We start from the raw sequence: 15,778 nt of genomic DNA on the forward strand, positions 1-15,778 counted from the left end.
TTCATAATTTATCTCGCTATTTGCCGGCTGCCCGTAAAAGCCCGATTGATGAGGGCTGATAATCACCCGGGGATGAACAAAACCCCACTGATTAAAATTTCACTTTATATGTATCTCCTGATAAAATATAAATTTTTAGTAAAGAGAAACCTGTACATAGTGTTGTTATGAAAGTATGTTATAGCAACTCTTCTTTCTTATATCTTTTGCCCTATTTTAAGAAGAAACTCAATAATTATTCATAATCTAATTTCCATAAAAAGGATAATTATTATTTCATAATTTGTCGCATATTAAAAACATCGGAGGTGAAATAATATGGCAAACAATAATAGTGGAAATCGTAATGAATTATTAGTTCGAGGCGCTGAACAGGCTCTTGATCAAATGAAATATGAAATTGCACAAGAGTTTGGTGTACAACTTGGTGCAGATACAACAGCTCGTTCAAACGGATCTGTTGGTGGTGAAATTACAAAACGTTTAGTTGCAATGGCTGAACAACAACTTGGTGGTAGAGCTAACCGCTAAGAGAATTCGTATAAAATATAGCGAATATGTAAATCAATTTCTTTTGTATATGTATAAAAATAAAAACCCTTATAGTAAATGGATTCTCACTCAAAGATTATTGATAATCTTCTTTCATAATCTTTGGGTATTTAATTTGTAAACTACTTTCCTAAACAATAAACACGCAGTGTTGGAAAGGTGTTTTCCATGCATAGTAGAAAAGCTTTTGCAGGAAAAAGCATACTTAAAAATTTGATTTCAATATTGAAATCAATATTGATTATGATATTTTCGAAAGGGAGGAATTTAAAAATGGGTATTTTAAGTGGAAACCCTCAAAATGAACCGTTACATTACGGAGAAGTATTTGATATTTGGAGTTATCTTCTAGCCGCACAAGGTGGAATCGCAAGCCATCAAGTATTTATGAATCATACAGGTGACGAAGATTTGAAGAAGTTTTTAGAAAGCTTAATTGAAAATGATATGAATTCAGAAATAGAAGAGTTAAAAACTCTTTTAAAAGTTAATGGCGTAGCTTTACCGCCAGCTCCGCCAGAACGACCAGTTGCATCTATTGAAGACATTCCTCCTGGAGCACGTATTAATGATGCAGAAATTGCAGCAGCGGTTTCTACAGGATTAGCAGCTGGACTTGTGACATGTAGTCAAGTGATGGGAAAATGTCTTCGAGAAGATGTAGGGATGCTATTCGGACAATTTCATATGAAAAAAGCACAAGCAGGTGTAACTTTGCTACGTTTAAGTAAGAAAAAAGGGTGGGTAGTTCCACCTCCATTACATGTGAAAAACTCTGATCAAGCTTAATAAACAAAAATAAAAAAGTGGCATTGGCCACTTTTTTATTTTTTAGATGTATCCTCAACTTTGGATTTATTTATTGTAGAAGAATCCATATATTCATCTGACATTTCCATAGCATATTTATCATGATGAATATGATTGTGATTTCTTAATTCATCGTCGTTACGCAGTACTAACCTCTTCATATAAATGTGGAAGAAAACCTCTATTCCGCCAATAATTAAAGCGGCTAAGAATGAAGAAAGTCCAATATTACGAGTAGCATCTAAATTAGTAAACAAGTATGTTAAAAGCCAAATTCCGAAGAAGCTTAAGCCGAAATCTGCCATTGTAGCAATCGTATTTCCGTATTTAGGTAAAATGAAGAGATCGCCGATTAAATAGGCAGCTCCTGTTAAGAAAAGAGAAATGAGTAATACTCTAGGAATGGAAATGCCTTGAAAGATACTGAGTACGATAAGTAATACTGCAGTTATCGCTGTGTATTTAATTAATAAAGCAACAATATGTTTCATCATTTTCCTCCATTGTTTAAACGTATATGGAATAAAATATTTCATTAGAAACGGGTTATGCTTTTATATAGCGTAACCCGTTTCATTTTCTGATGGAGGCCTATTTATAATATCCCATGGCACGTATATTGTATTTCGTTCTCCTATACACTATTATGTTGGGCTTAAAGGGCATCAATTATACCTTTGAATTCACGGTCGTAATTACCAATTAATTAGCTATATATTTTAGCATGTAATTTAACATATTAAAGAAAGAAGGAGGTGAATGAACATGTCAAACAATAACAGTGGAAGCAGCAATCAATTATTAGTACGTGGCGCTGAACAAGCTCTTGATCAAATGAAATATGAAATTGCTCAAGAATTTGGCGTACAACTTGGTGCAGATGCAACAGCTCGTGCAAACGGATCTGTTGGTGGTGAAATTACGAAACGTCTTGTATCATTAGCTGAGCAACAACTTGGCGGTGGCGTTACTCGTTAATTTTATATATGAAATGGATATAAAGGAGAGGCATGCCGTCTCTCCTTTCTCATACATTTTTATTTGTTTAACTTTTAGACTCTCGAGGTTTTAAATACATAATGAATTTTTTGTGAAATAAAAGGATAAAAGATAAGAGGTTATATTTGATGCGAAAGGGGCAGAAAAAATGAAATATGAAGCGTTATTTACAGTTGAGATTTCTGTAGGAAGTGAGAGAGTAGCAAACCATAAAATAAAGGCACATGATGTCGTTGATGTTGTTGAAAAGCTTGCTGAAAAGTACTTAAGTAATCATGAGGGACATTCTCAAAATGAATAAAGGAGAATCGTAATATGACCTGTCATGATGTTAAGAACAAAACGAAAGAAAAAAAAGATTTAAAATGGTGGCAACTCTCACTTATTGGAATTGGTTGTACGATAGGAACGGGCTTTTTTTTAGGATCCAGTATAGGGATTAAAATAGGTGGATCTTCAATTATTCTTATTTTGATTTTAACTGGATTCACTACATATATTGTATTTGAAGCATTGGCAAAAATGGCTGTGGAAGATCCGCAAAAAGGATCGTTTCGCATTTATTCAAGAAAAGCTTTTGGAAATTGGGCGGGTTTTAGTCACGGATGGACATATTGGTGTTCGGAGTTGCTTATTATGGGCAGCCAGTTAAGTGCGTTAGGAATCTTTTCACGTTACTGGTTCCCTAAAATACCACTATGGATATTTGCTGCTGTATATGGAGTAGCGGCTATATTAATTATTTTTATAGGGGTAAAGATATTCGAACGTTTAGAAAAATGGATGGCTATTATAAAAATCGTTGCTATTGTGGGGTTTATTGTAATTGCCATTTTAGTTATTTTAGGATTTATAAAGGGTGGTTTATATAAGGCACAAATCCCGCGTAATTTTAAAGACTGGTTCCCAAATGGATTAAAAGGCACTTGGTCCTCTCTAATTTATGCATTTTATGCATTTGGAGGAATCGAAATTATGGGATTAATGACAATAAGACTGAAAGACCCTAAAGATGCACAAAAGTCAGGAAGAGTAATGTTAATGATTTTAACGATTATTTACGTAGTCTCTTTAGGGTTGGCAATTATGATGGTTCCGTTAAATCAGTTTAATACGAAAGAAAGTCCTTTTGTAATAGCGTTACAAGACTATAATTTACCGTATGTGCCATTTATTTTAAATGTAGTATTAATTTTAGCGGGCTTTTCAACGTTAGTTGGTTCATTATTTGCAGTGACAAGTGTATTAATGAACTTAGCTGAAGAGGGTGATGCACCTGCGATGTTTGCGAAAAAAAACAAGAAGAATATCTCTTTTCCAGCTTTAATTCTTATCATAATGGGGCTTGGTGCTTCTATCCTTAGCGCTTTATTACTACCAAAAAATATATATGAATATGTAACAACTGCAGCTGGATTAATGTTGTTGTATACATGGAGTTTAATTCTTCTTTCCTTTTGGAGACTAATGAATCCAAAAGGGTGGATGCAGATAAAAAGTATTATTGGTCTTATTATGATTGCACTAGCTGTTAGTGGAACACTATTACAAAAAACAACGCGTTTTGGTTTCTTAGTGAGCTTGTTGTTTTTAGGAATAGTTATTATTGTTACTATAATTGTTCATTTTGTCTCACGAAAAAGGAATCCAGCTATATGAAGTATCTTTCTTTTCACACCATGAATAGTATGTCAGAACTAAATAATAGAAGTTATTGAAAAATGATTTGGTAAGTTTGAAAACCAAAATATAATCCATAAATAATAAGTGATATTCCAGATACTACTGTTATAAGAGACAATATACGTGTATTCAAAATTTTACGAAATATACTAGATGTACTTGCCATCGTAATATCCCAAATAAAAATGCCTAAAATAATCCCGAAACTATATAACAAAAGCTGCTCTTTATTATAGGAAGAAGCGGCTTTTGCTAATATAGAGCCGAAAATTCCAAGCCAAAATAGAATTGTTAATGGATTAGATAAGGACATAAAAAAACCAGAAAAAAAGCTTTTAATAACTGAATCATCATTTCTCGTATTACTAATGCTAATTTGATTTGCATTTTTTAAACTTTCGATACCTGTATAGATTAAAACAAAAGCGCCGAAAGACCATAAGAAAAGTTTTATAATATCTTTTTCGAGGAAATGAATGACACCTAAATAAATAAGTGCCATGTAGATGACATCTGCAAGTAAGGCTCCTATGCCAAGAATCCAAGCGTGAAAAAACCCACTCCTAATACCTTTTTCTAACTGTGCAGCATTAATAGGCCCCATTGGAGCAGATAATGATAAACCTAAGAAAACATAGCTTAAAAATATGCCCACGTATGATATGCTCCTCCCACTAAATTTGATCTATATTAAATCTATTCAGTGGTTAAAGTTTGTACAACTAAATAATAAAAAGTGGAGTGGGTTACTTATTTTTATGCAAGTATTTTATTATTCGAGAAAAGGGACACTTGGATGGAATTGTTTCATCATCACGTAAAAAATATTGTTGCCATTCATAATTATCTTTTTCACCATAATCTTTAAGAGAAGGGTGAATAGGAGCTTTGTCATAAGCGGCTAGACGTTGACGTATTAAGTTTTTTAGCTTTCTACTGCGTTTCTCAGAATTCATAATTCCCTGTAAAACCCACCTAGGAGTTAAAGCAAGCATCATACATGAAAAATGTCTACTTTGTCTATTGACATGGGCAGGTGTAGCGCAGTAAACAAAATATGATTCATTATGAAAGCAAAATTCCCAAGTGTTTTCCATAGGATCATTTGGAATGTGCATAGGCCATTCCATTTCGTCCAAACGGCTAGTTGTATTAAGTAGAGACCAATAAATATGTTCAAAATCTTCAACTGTAGTTTCTCGCAGTAAATCTATTGGTGTATGAATAAAAACAATAAGTGAAGCGTATTGCCCTGTGTCTCTAGAACATTCCGTATATTCTTTAAGTAATGTGGCAAAATCAGCGCTAGTATTCGTATCTCTAGGATCACCTATGAATCCGTACCGGAGGTGATTGGCTGTAAAGCCGTGTTGAGCTGGGATACAAGGGAAAGGTTTATCTTTATCTGTCATTTTTAATTTAAAAGAACGGAAAGCTTCTTGTTGCCAATGTGGAAGGTTAGTAATATTTTTTTGTAAAGAGTCTTTATCATAAAGCATAGTCATCTTTTTATCCCTCCTAAGTCATAATATATAACCTATTAATTATTTAAAAATAGGTGACTAACACGGCTAGAATAATTATTTTTTAATCTATAAAAATAAAATGACTTAATGAAGAATCCCCTTCAATGTAGTTACTTTAATAGTTGATCTTTAATAACGTATAAATTTAAGTAGCTATAAAATTTGAAAAATATATAAGGAATATGTAGGTACAATGTTCACATTTATATTTTCTAACTAATATGGTTTATAACGAAACAAGAAGGGATGTATTATGATGGGAATTTTTAAGGAAGAAAAAATTAAATTTATAGATTGTAAAGGCGAGGAAGTCATTTTGAAAATCAAAATTAAGGATATAAAAAAGTAGGGAAGAGGAATTAAGGATACTTTATTGTGATTAACATAGAAGGATGAAAAGTAACCATGAATTAGATTGAAATGAATTCAGTAGTATAGGCCCTTTTTGAATTTTTTTGCATATTGTAGCATGAATGAATATTAAGGGGGAACGTCTATGTCTTATCCTAATCAACTAGCTTGGCATGAAACATTGGAGTTACATGAATTAGTAGCATTTCAAGCAAACGGTTTAATCAAATTAAAAAAATCAGTTAGGAATGTACCTGATCAAGCACTTCAATCGTTATATATTAAAGCTATAAATGCCATCCAAAACAATTTACAAGAGTTAGTACAGTTTTATCCATATGCTCCTGGATTTCAATCGCAACATCGTGATGACACTGGATTTTACGCTGGAGATTTGCTTGGGTTAGCAAAGACATCTGTTCGAAATTATGCAATAGCGATTACTGAAACTGCAACGCCTCGTCTTAGAGAAGTTTTAATCCGTCAAATAAATGGTGCTATACAATTACATGCACAGGTTTTTAACTTTATGTATGAGCGTGGTTACTATCCAGCTTATGATTTAAAGCAACTATTAAAAAATGATGTTCAAAATGTGCAAAAGGCAATACAAATGCAATATTAAAATGAAGATTTGGAAATTATCATGAGAGAAAAACTATAGTTTATTTATAGAGGATCAAATAATTAAGACTATATGATAATTTCCATTGTTAATAAATTAATTAAATGCTAAAAATATAGATTCATTCTAAAATATTAAAGAAATTATACTAGCGCTATTTTAGAATGGTGAATTCCTTAAAGCTTTTTTAGTGAGTTTTAATAAAATATTAAATACGCTTGAGAATAAGTATTTATATGATACATCTAATTGAATGTTATTTTCCTTCGGCACTAAGTATGTTTAGCACGTTTTTCTTTTGGGAAAAATAAGAATATACATTAGTGGAAAGGATAGGATTTAATGTTTACCAAAACCGATAATACAAGCTATTTAACCTCTTCTGTTTATTTGACCCGTAATCTATGGTCAGGTATCTTGTTTGGGCTAGGGTTAGTAGCTTTTATAGATGAAACTATTTTTCATCAACTGCTACATTGGCACCATTTCTATGATAAATCTACAACAGATATTGGACTCATTTCAGATGGTCTTTTTCATGCTTTTAGTTGGTTTGCAACGATTGGTTCCTTGTTTATGGTTGCTGATCTCCGCCGTAGAAATGCATTTTGGTTGAAAAGATGGTGGAGCGGATTAATGCTTGGTAGTGGTGGATTTCAATTATATGACGGTATAATTCAACACAAACTAATGAAAATACATCAGATTCGATACGTAGATAATGTTCTTATCTACGACGTAATATGGAATATAATTGCGACTGTAATGCTCTTAATTGGCATTCTGCTAGTTTTTCAGACAAGAACTGATGAAAGATTATTGAGAGGTAAAAGCTTAAATGAACAATAACCATCTTCATCATGAAATATGGAATGCACTGGATATTTTACTATTCGTATTCATTTTAATTATGTTAATAATTTATATAGTAGCCACGATTTTATCAAATAGCCATTACAAACGATGGCCGTTATATCGAAGTGTCTTCTGGATTTTAGGACTTATTTGTGTGGCAATAGCAGTTGTTGGGCCCTTAGCTCATCGTGCTCATAATGATTTCACAGTGCATATGCTTGTGCATTTACTCCTTGGGATGCTTGCTCCAATTTTTATAGCATTAGCCGCTCCAATGACTCTTTTTTTACGAACGCTCAATGTGAAAGCAGCACGACGTCTTTCAAGGATACTAAAGAGTAGGCCTCTACAACTTCTTACTCATCCAATTATCGCAACCTTACTTAATTTAGGAGGACTATGGATTCTCTATACGACTAGCTTATACTCGATGATGCACGAAAGTATACTTCTTCATTTGTTCATACATTTCCACGTTTTTATTGCAGGATATCTGTTTACCACATCAATGATTTATGTTGATTTAATATCCCATAGGTATAGCTATACGTACCGATCAATTATTTTAATAATTGCATCAGCTGGTCATGGGATATTATCAAAATACATATATGCTCATCCGCCTGCTGGTGTAGTTACTAAACAAGCAGAAATTGGGGGCGTGCTGATGTATTATGGCGGAGATTTCGTTGATATTGTTCTTATTTTTATACTTTGTTTGCAATGGTCTAGGGGTAGCAGAAAGAGAACAAAAGTTAATAATGTAGTAAGGGCATGGGATGTATCGGATTTTTTGAAACTAAAAACTTTGAAATGAAATGTAGTTAAACTGTATTATGGATTAAGTATGGTATGAACAAAATTTAAAAAAGTATGTTAAAAGTAAAAAGAGCAGTTATTTATTATGACTGCTCTTTTTTATGGTAAGAAGTACAACCTGGGTAAGAAGCAGGCTACACTACAGGTAGTGTTTGCGGAATATCGAGTTTTATTCAACAAGGATAGTTCCATTCTTAAAATAGAGAGGTCGCCTAAGGTTATTATTTTCACATATTTTAACATTCTTTGACATTTTGATTTTGTGAGACATTTTAGTTTTTTGTTTAATTTATGTTTTTATCTACATATTTTCCATAATCAGGTGTAGCAATTTTATCAAATTCTTGAACCAGTGTATTGAGGCTTGTTGATAGCAATTCACCTGACATTGGTATCCCATGTCCAGTAATAGCGACTAGAGGCTTTAATTCTTCTAATTTAATGACTGATTCTTTAGCTGCTTTCCAGTCTGTTGTTAAATAACGAGGGGGTCCGCTTATTTCCTGTTCTTGAGTTATTACTTTATACAGATACTCCTGTTTCACTGTAACAAAAGCGTCCCCAGCAATTAAAGTTCGGTCTTTCTCTCTGAATAATGAAATATGCCCAGGAGTATGCCCTGATGTATGAATCCATCTAAACTCTGGCATATGGGGAACAGTTCCATCGGTAGGTAGTGCTTTTACGCTATTTCCTAAATCAATCGGTTCATTAGGGAACAGGGGAGACATTTTCGCTACCATACCACCTTCAACTGTTGGATCTGGTTCAGGATAGCTTTGTTGTCCAGTCAAAAACGGTATCTCCATTTGATGGGCATAGACTGGAACATCCCAATATTTAATGAGTTCAATTATTCCTCCAACATGATCAAAATGGCCGTGAGTTAAAATAATTGCTTTTGGGCGACTATTGGTACCAAATCGATTCTCAGCGATAGAGATAATTTCATTTGCACATTTAGGCATTCCAGCGTCAACTAAAACAAAATCATCGGTATGCGGATTCCCAACAAAACATATGTTGACGATTTGAATCGTGTAGCAAAATAAATCAGGCAATACTTCGATGCCATGACCACTTTCAATTGAAGTTGCTGGAATAAACTTATAATCACTTCCATAATTCATCTCATTGTCCACTTTTTATCCCCCTTACTATATGTTAATACGACATTATAGTTCCCTAATTTCTCAAATCCATTTTGGAGGATTTGAGAAAAGAATGAGTGGGGGATTAAAAAAACAATAATTTACTCCTAGAATTAAGGTGGAGACATATCAATTTATATAAAGTGCAAACAAAAAATATTGATTGTAAAGTCGTAGTTTCTACTATTATTTTGAGTTTAAGTGTATATCTTTTAAGAGGATATACCAAGTTCTTTTATTTTGATAATTACTTGAAACTTGAATAGGGAAAACATGATCAAGCCCCCATTCTAATTCGTTTATTTCATTTTCAAGTCCTGTTGGATAGAGTAAAAGAATCTTAAAATTATTTTTAACAATATTCGATAAAACGGTTTGTAATTCTAGTGCTTCAGTCAAGTTTCCGCCCCATCTAACAAATAAAATGGATTGTGAATGATGAATTTTTTCGTAAAAGTTATCAATTCTTCGATCTAATTTTTGTTTAAAATCATGGTATGTGATGAACCAATCTTCATTTGGAATAACAGGGAAATCATGATAAGATGTTACGTTATATTTTGTGTCTTTTATAATATGAGAAAAAACAGGTTGTATCTGTTTTTTAAATCCATAAAGTCTATAAAATTATTTTTCAATAATGTGTTGATAGAAGAAAGATTCGGTGATTCAAACCAATCTAGAGGACCTGAATATTTCCGCAGCCTATATTTTTTCAGATGGATAGCGGTATAACAATTTTCCCCTAAACTAATAACATCATCATAAATTCCTTGAAGTTTTTTCATTTCCAATACAATCATCCTTTTTTTGGAAAGTGTGAGAACTAATTCATTATAAATAATATATGTATGTATAAAACCTCCTGTGAAAAGGCTCACAGGAGGTTAAACTAAAGCGTATTTCGAGTTATATACTATTTGTCGAGGTAAGAATTGTGTGTGATAATTAATGGCGTGTTATAAAAAAGGAGAAAAACAGAAGTACATTGAAGTTAGTTGTGAATAAATTATAATTTAAAATTGAGCGGAAATAAGGAGCCCCAGTTACTTCATTATGCAACTGGGGCATTTTTTAATCTCTTCCTAACTTAATTATATCATGTAAATCAAGTTCGAAATAGACTGTTTCTTCTCATTTACTACTGTTACAATCAAGAACACATGAATAGTAAGGAGAGGTGCCAAATGAGTTCTTTCGTTCTCGGTTTTCAGGAAATAGAAAAAACACAGCTTTTTCTCGTTGGTGGAAAAGGATTGAATTTAGGGGAGTTATCCAATATTCAAGGGATACAAGTGCCAGAAGGTTTTTGTGTTACAACGGTAGGGTATGAACAGGCCATCGGAAAAAATGAAGCATTTCAAACTTTGTTGAATCAATTAAAAATGCTAAAAATTGAGGAACGAGATCAAATTGGTGAAATTAGTAAGAAGATTAGAGCAGTCATTATGGCGGTGGAAATTCCAGTTGATGTAGTGGAATCAGTAGCTCATTATCTCTCGCACTTTGGCGATGAACATGGGTATGCAGTGCGTTCGAGTGCTACTGCTGAAGATTTACTGTATGCCTCGTTTGCTGGTCAACAAGATACGTATTTAAATATTATTGGAAAAGAAAACATTTTGCAGCATATTAAAAAATGCTGGGCTTCTTTATTTACAGATCGAGCGGTTATATACCGAATGCAAAACGGTTTTGATCATAATCAAGTTTCTATATGTGTTGTCATTCAAAAAATGGTTTTCCCTGTGGCTTCAGGGATTTTATTTACTGCGGATCCGATTACTTCGAATAGGAAGGTGTTGTCAATCGATGCCAGCTTTGGACTTGGCGAAGCGCTAGTATCTGGATTGGTTTCTGCAGATAATTATAAGGTAATAGAAGACGAAATCGTCGAAAAGGTCATCGCAACGAAAAAATTAGCCATCTATGGACGAAAAGAAGGCGGAACAGAGAGAAAGAAAATTACTCCTAATAAGCAAAAAGTTCAAACACTTACTGAACAACAGATTTTACAACTAGCACGCATCGGAAGACAAATCGAAGCTTATTTTGGTTGTCCGCAAGATATTGAATGGTGCTTAGTTGATGATACATTTTATATAGTCCAAAGCAGGCCAATTACGACTTTATATCCAATTCCAGAAGTAAATGATGGGGGAAATCACGTTTATATATCAGTTGGTCACCAACAAATGATGACCGATGCGATGAAACCATTAGGTTTATCCTTTTTCTTGTTAACGACTAATGCTCCTATGCGCAAAGCGGGAGGAAGGCTGTTTGTTGATGCTACGCAACAATTAGCTTTACCTGCTAGCAGAGATTATTTAGTAAACACTTTAGGGAAATCGGATCCACTCGTAAGAGATGCATTAACGACTATAATCGAACGAGATTATTTTATTAAATTATTACCGGATGAAGAAAAAGAAAAGAGTGCTAGTAAAAGTAAGCCACCAGTAAGTTCGCAACCAGAAATCGAAATTGATCCAGCAATCGTTACAGATTTAATAAAAAATAGTGAAGCATCAATCGAAGAGTTAAAGCGAAACATGCAAACGAAATCAAGGGTGGATGTACTTGATTTTATTTTGGAAGACATTCAGCAATTAAAGAAAGTATTATTTAACCCGCAAAGTATAGCGGTCATTATGGCAGGTATGAATGCTTCGGCTTGGATCAATGAAAAAATGGAGCAATGGCTAGGCGAAAAGAATGTAGCAGACGCGCTTTCTCAATCGGTACAAAATAATATTACGTCAGAAATGGGGCTAGCATTAATGGATGTTGCTGATGTGATTCGGCCGTATCCAGAAGTTATTGCGTATTTACAACATGTAGAAGAGGATAACTTTTTAGATGAACTTGTTCAGTATAACGGCGGAGAAAAAACTCGAGATACAATCATTGCTTTCCTAAATAAATATGGAATGAGATGTAGCGGAGAAATCGACATTACGAAAACGCGCTGGAGTGAGAAGCCAACAACCATTATCCCAATGATATTAAATAATATAAGAGACTTTGAATATGGTGCGAGTAAGCGGAAGTTTGAAGAAGGACTGCAAGAAGCTTTGAAAAAAGAAGAAGAATTATTAGACCGATTGCAGCACGTGCCGGATAGTAAACAAAAAGTAGAAGAAACGAAGCGAATGATTCGTAATATCCGTAATTTTATTGGCTATCGTGAATATCCAAAATACGGTATGATTAATCGTTATTTCATATATAAGCAGGCGTTATTGAAAGAAGCTGAGCAACTTGTGCAGAGCGGTGTCATTCATGAAGTTGATGATATTTACTATTTAACTTTTGAAGAGCTTCACGAAGTTGTTCGCACGAAGAAACTAGATTACGAAATTATTCATAAACAAAAAAATGATTATAAATTATATGAAAAACTAACGCCTCCGCGTGTAATGACGTCTGATGGAGAAATCATTACAGGTAAATATAAACGTGAAAACCTTCCAGCTGACGCGATTGTAGGCCTGCCTGTTTCTTCAGGAGTGATTGAGGGAAGAGCTCGCGTTATTTTAAACATGGAAGAAGCGAATTTAGAAGAAGGAGATATATTAGTTACTGCGTTTACTGATCCTGGCTGGACACCATTATTTGTATCTATAAAAGGATTAGTCACTGAAGTCGGCGGGCTGATGACCCATGGAGCGGTTATCGCACGTGAATATGGATTACCAGCAGTTGTCGGGGTAGAGAATGCTACGAAATTAATAAAAGATGGGCAACGAATACGGGTACATGGAACAGAAGGGTATATTGAAGTGTTGTAATGAAATAAAAGATCATCCGCTATAAATAGTGGATGATCTTTTATTTTGCAACAACTCATTTCTTTAAACCAGCCGCATAAAAAGGACCATGAACTGCGATTGTTGATAAAAAGCGAGCAATCTCCTCAGGTGTTTCTTTTTGTCCATTATTTAACCATTGTTGGATGACACCTATATGCGCAGATGCCATATAAGAAGTTAAGTATTATTGCGACACTTGTAATTGGGTTTGGTCTTACATGGATTGCGGATGGGATGGTAGGGTTAAATATCTCGAACTTCACGGATACAGCTCTATTCTTATCCATTACTTCTTTTAGTTTCTTCTTAATGATATCTGCGGTACTTTCATTAGTTGGGCTAAAAGGGATCGGTTTATTCGCTTTATTACTATTCTTCGGGGCGCCGTTATTATCGTTAGCACCTGAGATGTTGTCTCCGTTTTATCAAGACTGGGTTTACTCATGGTTACCAATGAAATTTATGATTGAAGGCCTAAGAGAAATCTTCTTCTTCGGAAAAGGGTTAAGTTGGAATACTCCTGTTACTGTACTCGTTTGGATTGGTATAGTAAGTATGGTTACTATATTAGCAACTGCACTCAAACGTAGTGTAGTAAAAGGGCATGAAACAGAATTGAATGCTTAAAAACAAGCTGTTTCACTAATTAGTGAAACGGCTTGTTTTTGATTTTTTCTCAATGTAAATGCCTGATTGTTGAAAAGTGTATTGTTTAGAATTAAGTCGGAATCTCTAAAAATCGCGTACGTTCCAAACAATCTCACCACGTTCATCATCCCACGTACTGTGATGACGCTTAAATCCTATCTTTTCTAGTACCCGGAGGGAAGCGATATTCCAAGCACCTACAGTCGACCAAAGTCTTTGGCGCCCAGTAGCAATCGCTGCGTCCAGTACAATAGATGCCGCCTCAGTCGCATAACCTTTACCATGAACGCTACGGAACAACTCGTATGCAACCTCCGGCTCTTCAATTGTGGAACGTCCAATAATTAAGCCACAGTATCCGATGAAATCACCTTCATTGCGCCTTCGAATAGTGAGAAGAGAAATGCCATTTTCGTCTGCCTTCTTGCGCATCTCAATGAGCCGGTTACGAACGGAATCAACGGCTGGAATGTCCACGCCACGTTCGCCAATTAATTTGCTCAGCCAAACGGAATCGGATTCCTCCCACATACTAAGCTCAAGTCTTTCGGTTTTCAGCTGGAAGGCCATAGTTTTAAATAAAGATGGCATAGTGGTACCTCCTAGTTATATGACTGGATTCATAATAGCTTCGCATCTCAACACCACATCTGGTTGGAAACCTGATTCATTCGCGAATTTATAGCAACAGCGTACAAAAAAATAGTGATATTTTATCCGCTATTTGTCGTGTAGTAAAATCCCCACTGAATATAGCTTCACTTTATGAATAAGCAATTCCTTTGCAAAATAGACCCTTTTCTCAAACTTTTCTTTCAATCTAAAGCCGTCCCGTTATATACATAGGCTCCTACTATTTCTAAATGCATAAAATGTTAAGCGAAAGTATGAAGGGATACGATGTATAATTCGAATTATTATGATTGGTATAGACAAAATGATAAGTTGATTAGTGATATTGAAAAAGCTATAAATGGAGAGTATAGCGCTATAAGCTGCTATGCAAAATTAGCGAATATGGCTCCAAATCAAGTAGAACAAAAATAAATTTTTGAAATTCGTAATGATGAAATAAAGCATTTCCACAACTTTGTACAAATTTATACGAACTTAACTGGCAGGCAGCCGAAAGCACAAATTACTGAAAACTGTTCGAATACGTATTTACAAGGATTAGAGTTTGCTATACAAGATGAACAAAATCATGCAGTATGGTTTTTATATTACTTCCTGAAGTCGAAGTGAGCATTAAGAATGAACGGCTAATGTGGTGCATATATTAGAAAACATTTTAAAACGTAGTGCAACAATTGAATAAAATATTTAAATGTAAGCAGAAGGAAACCGTTTCGCTAGTAGTGGAGCGGTTTTTTATGATGTACATATGTATCGACAAAATATAGTAATTACATTTGATATATAATGTATGAAATGAAAATGAATAAGTTAGGAGCAGACATATGAAAAGAGGGATTACAGTAGATATTCTAGATGGATATGATAATTTACTTTGGAAAGTATTAAAGCCAATTGATATTACTGTATTTGATTGGCAAGTCATGGGAAGGGAGGAAGCTTATATAATAATAGGGAATGAATTAGGTCCAGAATTATTTTCAGAAGATAACGAGATCATGGAAGGATCAGAATTAAAAAAGCTAATAAAAGATAACATATATTATCTTTTATTTTTAGATCTAAAAGCATGTCCAAAAGGAGAGGTACTAGGAGAAATTGCAACATTTGAAGAATTTAAGGAGAGTAAGTGTGAAGTAGTCGTATTAGTAGCGGATGGTGAGTATATACAAATTTATGCGAAAAACCAAGAAGAGATTGAAATGATGTATGAAAACGCAGTGAATCAAGGATTTTATGTAGAATATATTACAGATGAAAATGATGGAAGGACTCGTTTGTCAGTATGGTAGCAATTTGAAAGGGGAA

General features: G+C 34.1%; 15 protein-coding genes and 4 pseudogenes. 12 read left to right on the forward strand and 7 right to left on the reverse strand.

Annotation, left to right across the window (positions count from 1 at the left end):
- The first annotated feature begins 318 nt into the window (after nucleotides 1-318).
- Both sasP and ACTFRH_RS13210 read left to right on the forward strand, forming a co-directional pair.
- Nucleotides 319-531: a small acid-soluble spore protein, SasP family gene (sasP, locus tag ACTFRH_RS13205; RefSeq protein ID WP_000002833.1), complete on the forward strand. Its 213-nt coding sequence runs from the start codon at nucleotides 319-321 to the stop codon at nucleotides 529-531.
- Between the two features lie 294 nt (nucleotides 532-825).
- Complete coding sequence (locus ACTFRH_RS13210) at nucleotides 826-1,341, forward strand: DUF3231 family protein (protein WP_000512139.1); 516 nt, start codon at nucleotides 826-828, stop codon at nucleotides 1,339-1,341.
- Nucleotides 1,342-1,376: 35 nt separating this feature from the next.
- On the opposite strand, the gene ACTFRH_RS13215 is transcribed toward ACTFRH_RS13210, so the two are convergent.
- Complete coding sequence (locus tag ACTFRH_RS13215) at nucleotides 1,377-1,853, reverse strand: YndM family protein (RefSeq protein ID WP_000680682.1); 477 nt, start codon at nucleotides 1,851-1,853, stop codon at nucleotides 1,377-1,379.
- A 274-nt stretch (nucleotides 1,854-2,127) separates the two neighbouring features.
- Between ACTFRH_RS13215 and ACTFRH_RS13220 the strand changes: the two genes are divergently transcribed.
- The 3 genes from ACTFRH_RS13220 (at nucleotide 2,128) to ACTFRH_RS13230 (ending at nucleotide 4,020) form a co-directional block, all read left to right on the forward strand.
- Nucleotides 2,128-2,340 (forward strand): alpha/beta-type small acid-soluble spore protein, encoded by a 213-nt coding sequence (locus tag ACTFRH_RS13220; protein WP_000069660.1) that lies wholly within the window; start codon nucleotides 2,128-2,130, stop codon nucleotides 2,338-2,340.
- 169 nt (nucleotides 2,341-2,509) lie between these two features.
- Nucleotides 2,510-2,662 (forward strand): hypothetical protein, encoded by a 153-nt coding sequence (locus ACTFRH_RS13225; protein ID WP_000872954.1) that lies wholly within the window; start codon nucleotides 2,510-2,512, stop codon nucleotides 2,660-2,662.
- A gap of 14 nt (nucleotides 2,663-2,676) precedes the next feature.
- The gene (locus tag ACTFRH_RS13230; RefSeq protein ID WP_000128225.1) at nucleotides 2,677-4,020 is read left to right on the forward strand and encodes an amino acid permease; all 1,344 of its coding nucleotides are present in this window, start codon (nucleotides 2,677-2,679) and stop codon (nucleotides 4,018-4,020) included.
- 52 nt (nucleotides 4,021-4,072) lie between these two features.
- Here ACTFRH_RS13230 and ACTFRH_RS13235 read toward each other — a convergent pair whose 3' ends face one another.
- Together ACTFRH_RS13235 and ACTFRH_RS13240 are read right to left on the reverse strand one after the other, a co-directional pair.
- Nucleotides 4,073-4,699: a LysE family transporter gene (locus ACTFRH_RS13235; RefSeq protein WP_000510852.1), complete on the reverse strand. Its 627-nt coding sequence runs from the start codon at nucleotides 4,697-4,699 to the stop codon at nucleotides 4,073-4,075.
- A 91-nt stretch (nucleotides 4,700-4,790) separates the two neighbouring features.
- Nucleotides 4,791-5,549 carry a YqcI/YcgG family protein gene (locus ACTFRH_RS13240; protein ID WP_000178272.1) on the reverse strand — a complete coding sequence of 253 codons (759 nt, stop codon included), beginning with the start codon at nucleotides 5,547-5,549 and terminating at the stop codon, nucleotides 4,791-4,793.
- Nucleotides 5,550-6,066: 517 nt separating this feature from the next.
- Between ACTFRH_RS13240 and cotF the strand changes: the two genes are divergently transcribed.
- From cotF to ACTFRH_RS13255, 3 genes are all read left to right on the forward strand, one after another.
- Nucleotides 6,067-6,546, forward strand: a complete 480-nt coding sequence (gene cotF, locus ACTFRH_RS13245) for a spore coat protein CotF (protein ID WP_000121386.1) — start codon at nucleotides 6,067-6,069, stop codon at nucleotides 6,544-6,546.
- Between the two features lie 342 nt (nucleotides 6,547-6,888).
- Entirely contained in the window at nucleotides 6,889-7,395 is a 507-nt protein-coding gene (locus ACTFRH_RS13250) for a DUF2243 domain-containing protein (protein ID WP_000494506.1), read from the forward strand.
- Complete coding sequence (locus tag ACTFRH_RS13255; RefSeq protein WP_001063498.1) at nucleotides 7,385-8,218, forward strand: cytochrome c oxidase assembly protein; 834 nt, start codon at nucleotides 7,385-7,387, stop codon at nucleotides 8,216-8,218. The genes ACTFRH_RS13250 and ACTFRH_RS13255 overlap by 11 nt, the downstream gene beginning before the upstream one ends.
- Nucleotides 8,219-8,504: 286 nt before the next feature.
- Here ACTFRH_RS13255 and ACTFRH_RS13260 read toward each other — a convergent pair whose 3' ends face one another.
- Both ACTFRH_RS13260 and ACTFRH_RS13265 read right to left on the reverse strand, forming a co-directional pair.
- A complete protein-coding gene (locus ACTFRH_RS13260) occupies nucleotides 8,505-9,362 on the reverse strand; it encodes an MBL fold metallo-hydrolase (RefSeq protein ID WP_000368279.1) in 858 nt (285 codons plus the stop codon).
- A 195-nt stretch (nucleotides 9,363-9,557) separates the two neighbouring features.
- Nucleotides 9,558-10,174, reverse strand: a pseudogene (locus ACTFRH_RS13265) (DUF1796 family putative cysteine peptidase).
- 384 nt (nucleotides 10,175-10,558) lie between these two features.
- On the opposite strand from ACTFRH_RS13265, the gene ppsA reads away from it, so the two are divergent.
- Complete coding sequence (gene ppsA, locus ACTFRH_RS13270) at nucleotides 10,559-13,165, forward strand: phosphoenolpyruvate synthase (protein WP_000094227.1); 2,607 nt, start codon at nucleotides 10,559-10,561, stop codon at nucleotides 13,163-13,165.
- Between the two features lie 55 nt (nucleotides 13,166-13,220).
- On the opposite strand, the pseudogene ACTFRH_RS13275 reads toward ppsA, so the two are convergent.
- Nucleotides 13,221-13,370: pseudogene (locus ACTFRH_RS13275) on the reverse strand (TetR-like C-terminal domain-containing protein); the annotation flags it as partial.
- 2 nt (nucleotides 13,371-13,372) lie between these two features.
- Between ACTFRH_RS13275 and ACTFRH_RS13280 the strand changes: the two are divergent.
- Nucleotides 13,373-13,813, forward strand: a pseudogene (locus ACTFRH_RS13280) (phage infection protein); the annotation flags it as partial.
- 105 nt (nucleotides 13,814-13,918) lie between these two features.
- Here ACTFRH_RS13280 and ACTFRH_RS13285 read toward each other — a convergent pair.
- Nucleotides 13,919-14,425, reverse strand: a complete 507-nt coding sequence (locus tag ACTFRH_RS13285) for a GNAT family N-acetyltransferase (protein WP_001139525.1) — start codon at nucleotides 14,423-14,425, stop codon at nucleotides 13,919-13,921.
- Nucleotides 14,426-14,734: 309 nt separating this feature from the next.
- On the opposite strand from ACTFRH_RS13285, the pseudogene ACTFRH_RS13290 reads away from it, so the two are divergent.
- A pseudogene (locus tag ACTFRH_RS13290) lies at nucleotides 14,735-15,079 on the forward strand (ferritin-like domain-containing protein).
- A 215-nt stretch (nucleotides 15,080-15,294) separates the two neighbouring features.
- Nucleotides 15,295-15,762 carry a DUF2691 family protein gene (locus tag ACTFRH_RS13295; protein ID WP_000820197.1) on the forward strand — a complete coding sequence of 156 codons (468 nt, stop codon included), beginning with the start codon at nucleotides 15,295-15,297 and terminating at the stop codon, nucleotides 15,760-15,762.
- The last annotated feature ends 16 nt before the right edge of the window (nucleotides 15,763-15,778 follow it).

Source organism: Bacillus cereus group sp. MYBK216-1, from assembly GCF_051916495.1.
GTDB lineage: Bacteria > Bacillota > Bacilli > Bacillales > Bacillaceae_G > Bacillus_A > Bacillus_A thuringiensis_K.

What these genes read in the sequence shown, in the direction of transcription:
- ACTFRH_RS13230 (WP_000128225.1), top strand. Translation starts at nt 2,677, where the DNA reads ATGACCTGTCATGATGTTAAGAACAAAACGAAAGAAAAAAAAGATTTA.
- ACTFRH_RS13250 (WP_000494506.1), top strand. Translation starts at nt 6,889, where the DNA reads ATGTTTACCAAAACCGATAATACAAGCTATTTAACCTCTTCTGTTTAT.
- cotF (WP_000121386.1), top strand. Translation starts at nt 6,067, where the DNA reads ATGTCTTATCCTAATCAACTAGCTTGGCATGAAACATTGGAGTTACAT.
- ppsA (WP_000094227.1), top strand. Translation starts at nt 10,559, where the DNA reads ATGAGTTCTTTCGTTCTCGGTTTTCAGGAAATAGAAAAAACACAGCTT.
- ACTFRH_RS13220 (WP_000069660.1), top strand. Translation starts at nt 2,128, where the DNA reads ATGTCAAACAATAACAGTGGAAGCAGCAATCAATTATTAGTACGTGGC.
- ACTFRH_RS13255 (WP_001063498.1), top strand. Translation starts at nt 7,385, where the DNA reads ATGAACAATAACCATCTTCATCATGAAATATGGAATGCACTGGATATT.
- ACTFRH_RS13210 (WP_000512139.1), top strand. Translation starts at nt 826, where the DNA reads ATGGGTATTTTAAGTGGAAACCCTCAAAATGAACCGTTACATTACGGA.
- ACTFRH_RS13285 (WP_001139525.1), bottom strand. Translation starts at nt 14,425, where the DNA reads ATGCCATCTTTATTTAAAACTATGGCCTTCCAGCTGAAAACCGAAAGA.
- sasP (WP_000002833.1), top strand. Translation starts at nt 319, where the DNA reads ATGGCAAACAATAATAGTGGAAATCGTAATGAATTATTAGTTCGAGGC.
- ACTFRH_RS13225 (WP_000872954.1), top strand. Translation starts at nt 2,510, where the DNA reads ATGAAATATGAAGCGTTATTTACAGTTGAGATTTCTGTAGGAAGTGAG.
- ACTFRH_RS13215 (WP_000680682.1), bottom strand. Translation starts at nt 1,853, where the DNA reads ATGAAACATATTGTTGCTTTATTAATTAAATACACAGCGATAACTGCA.
- ACTFRH_RS13240 (WP_000178272.1), bottom strand. Translation starts at nt 5,549, where the DNA reads ATGACTATGCTTTATGATAAAGACTCTTTACAAAAAAATATTACTAAC.
- ACTFRH_RS13295 (WP_000820197.1), top strand. Translation starts at nt 15,295, where the DNA reads ATGAAAAGAGGGATTACAGTAGATATTCTAGATGGATATGATAATTTA.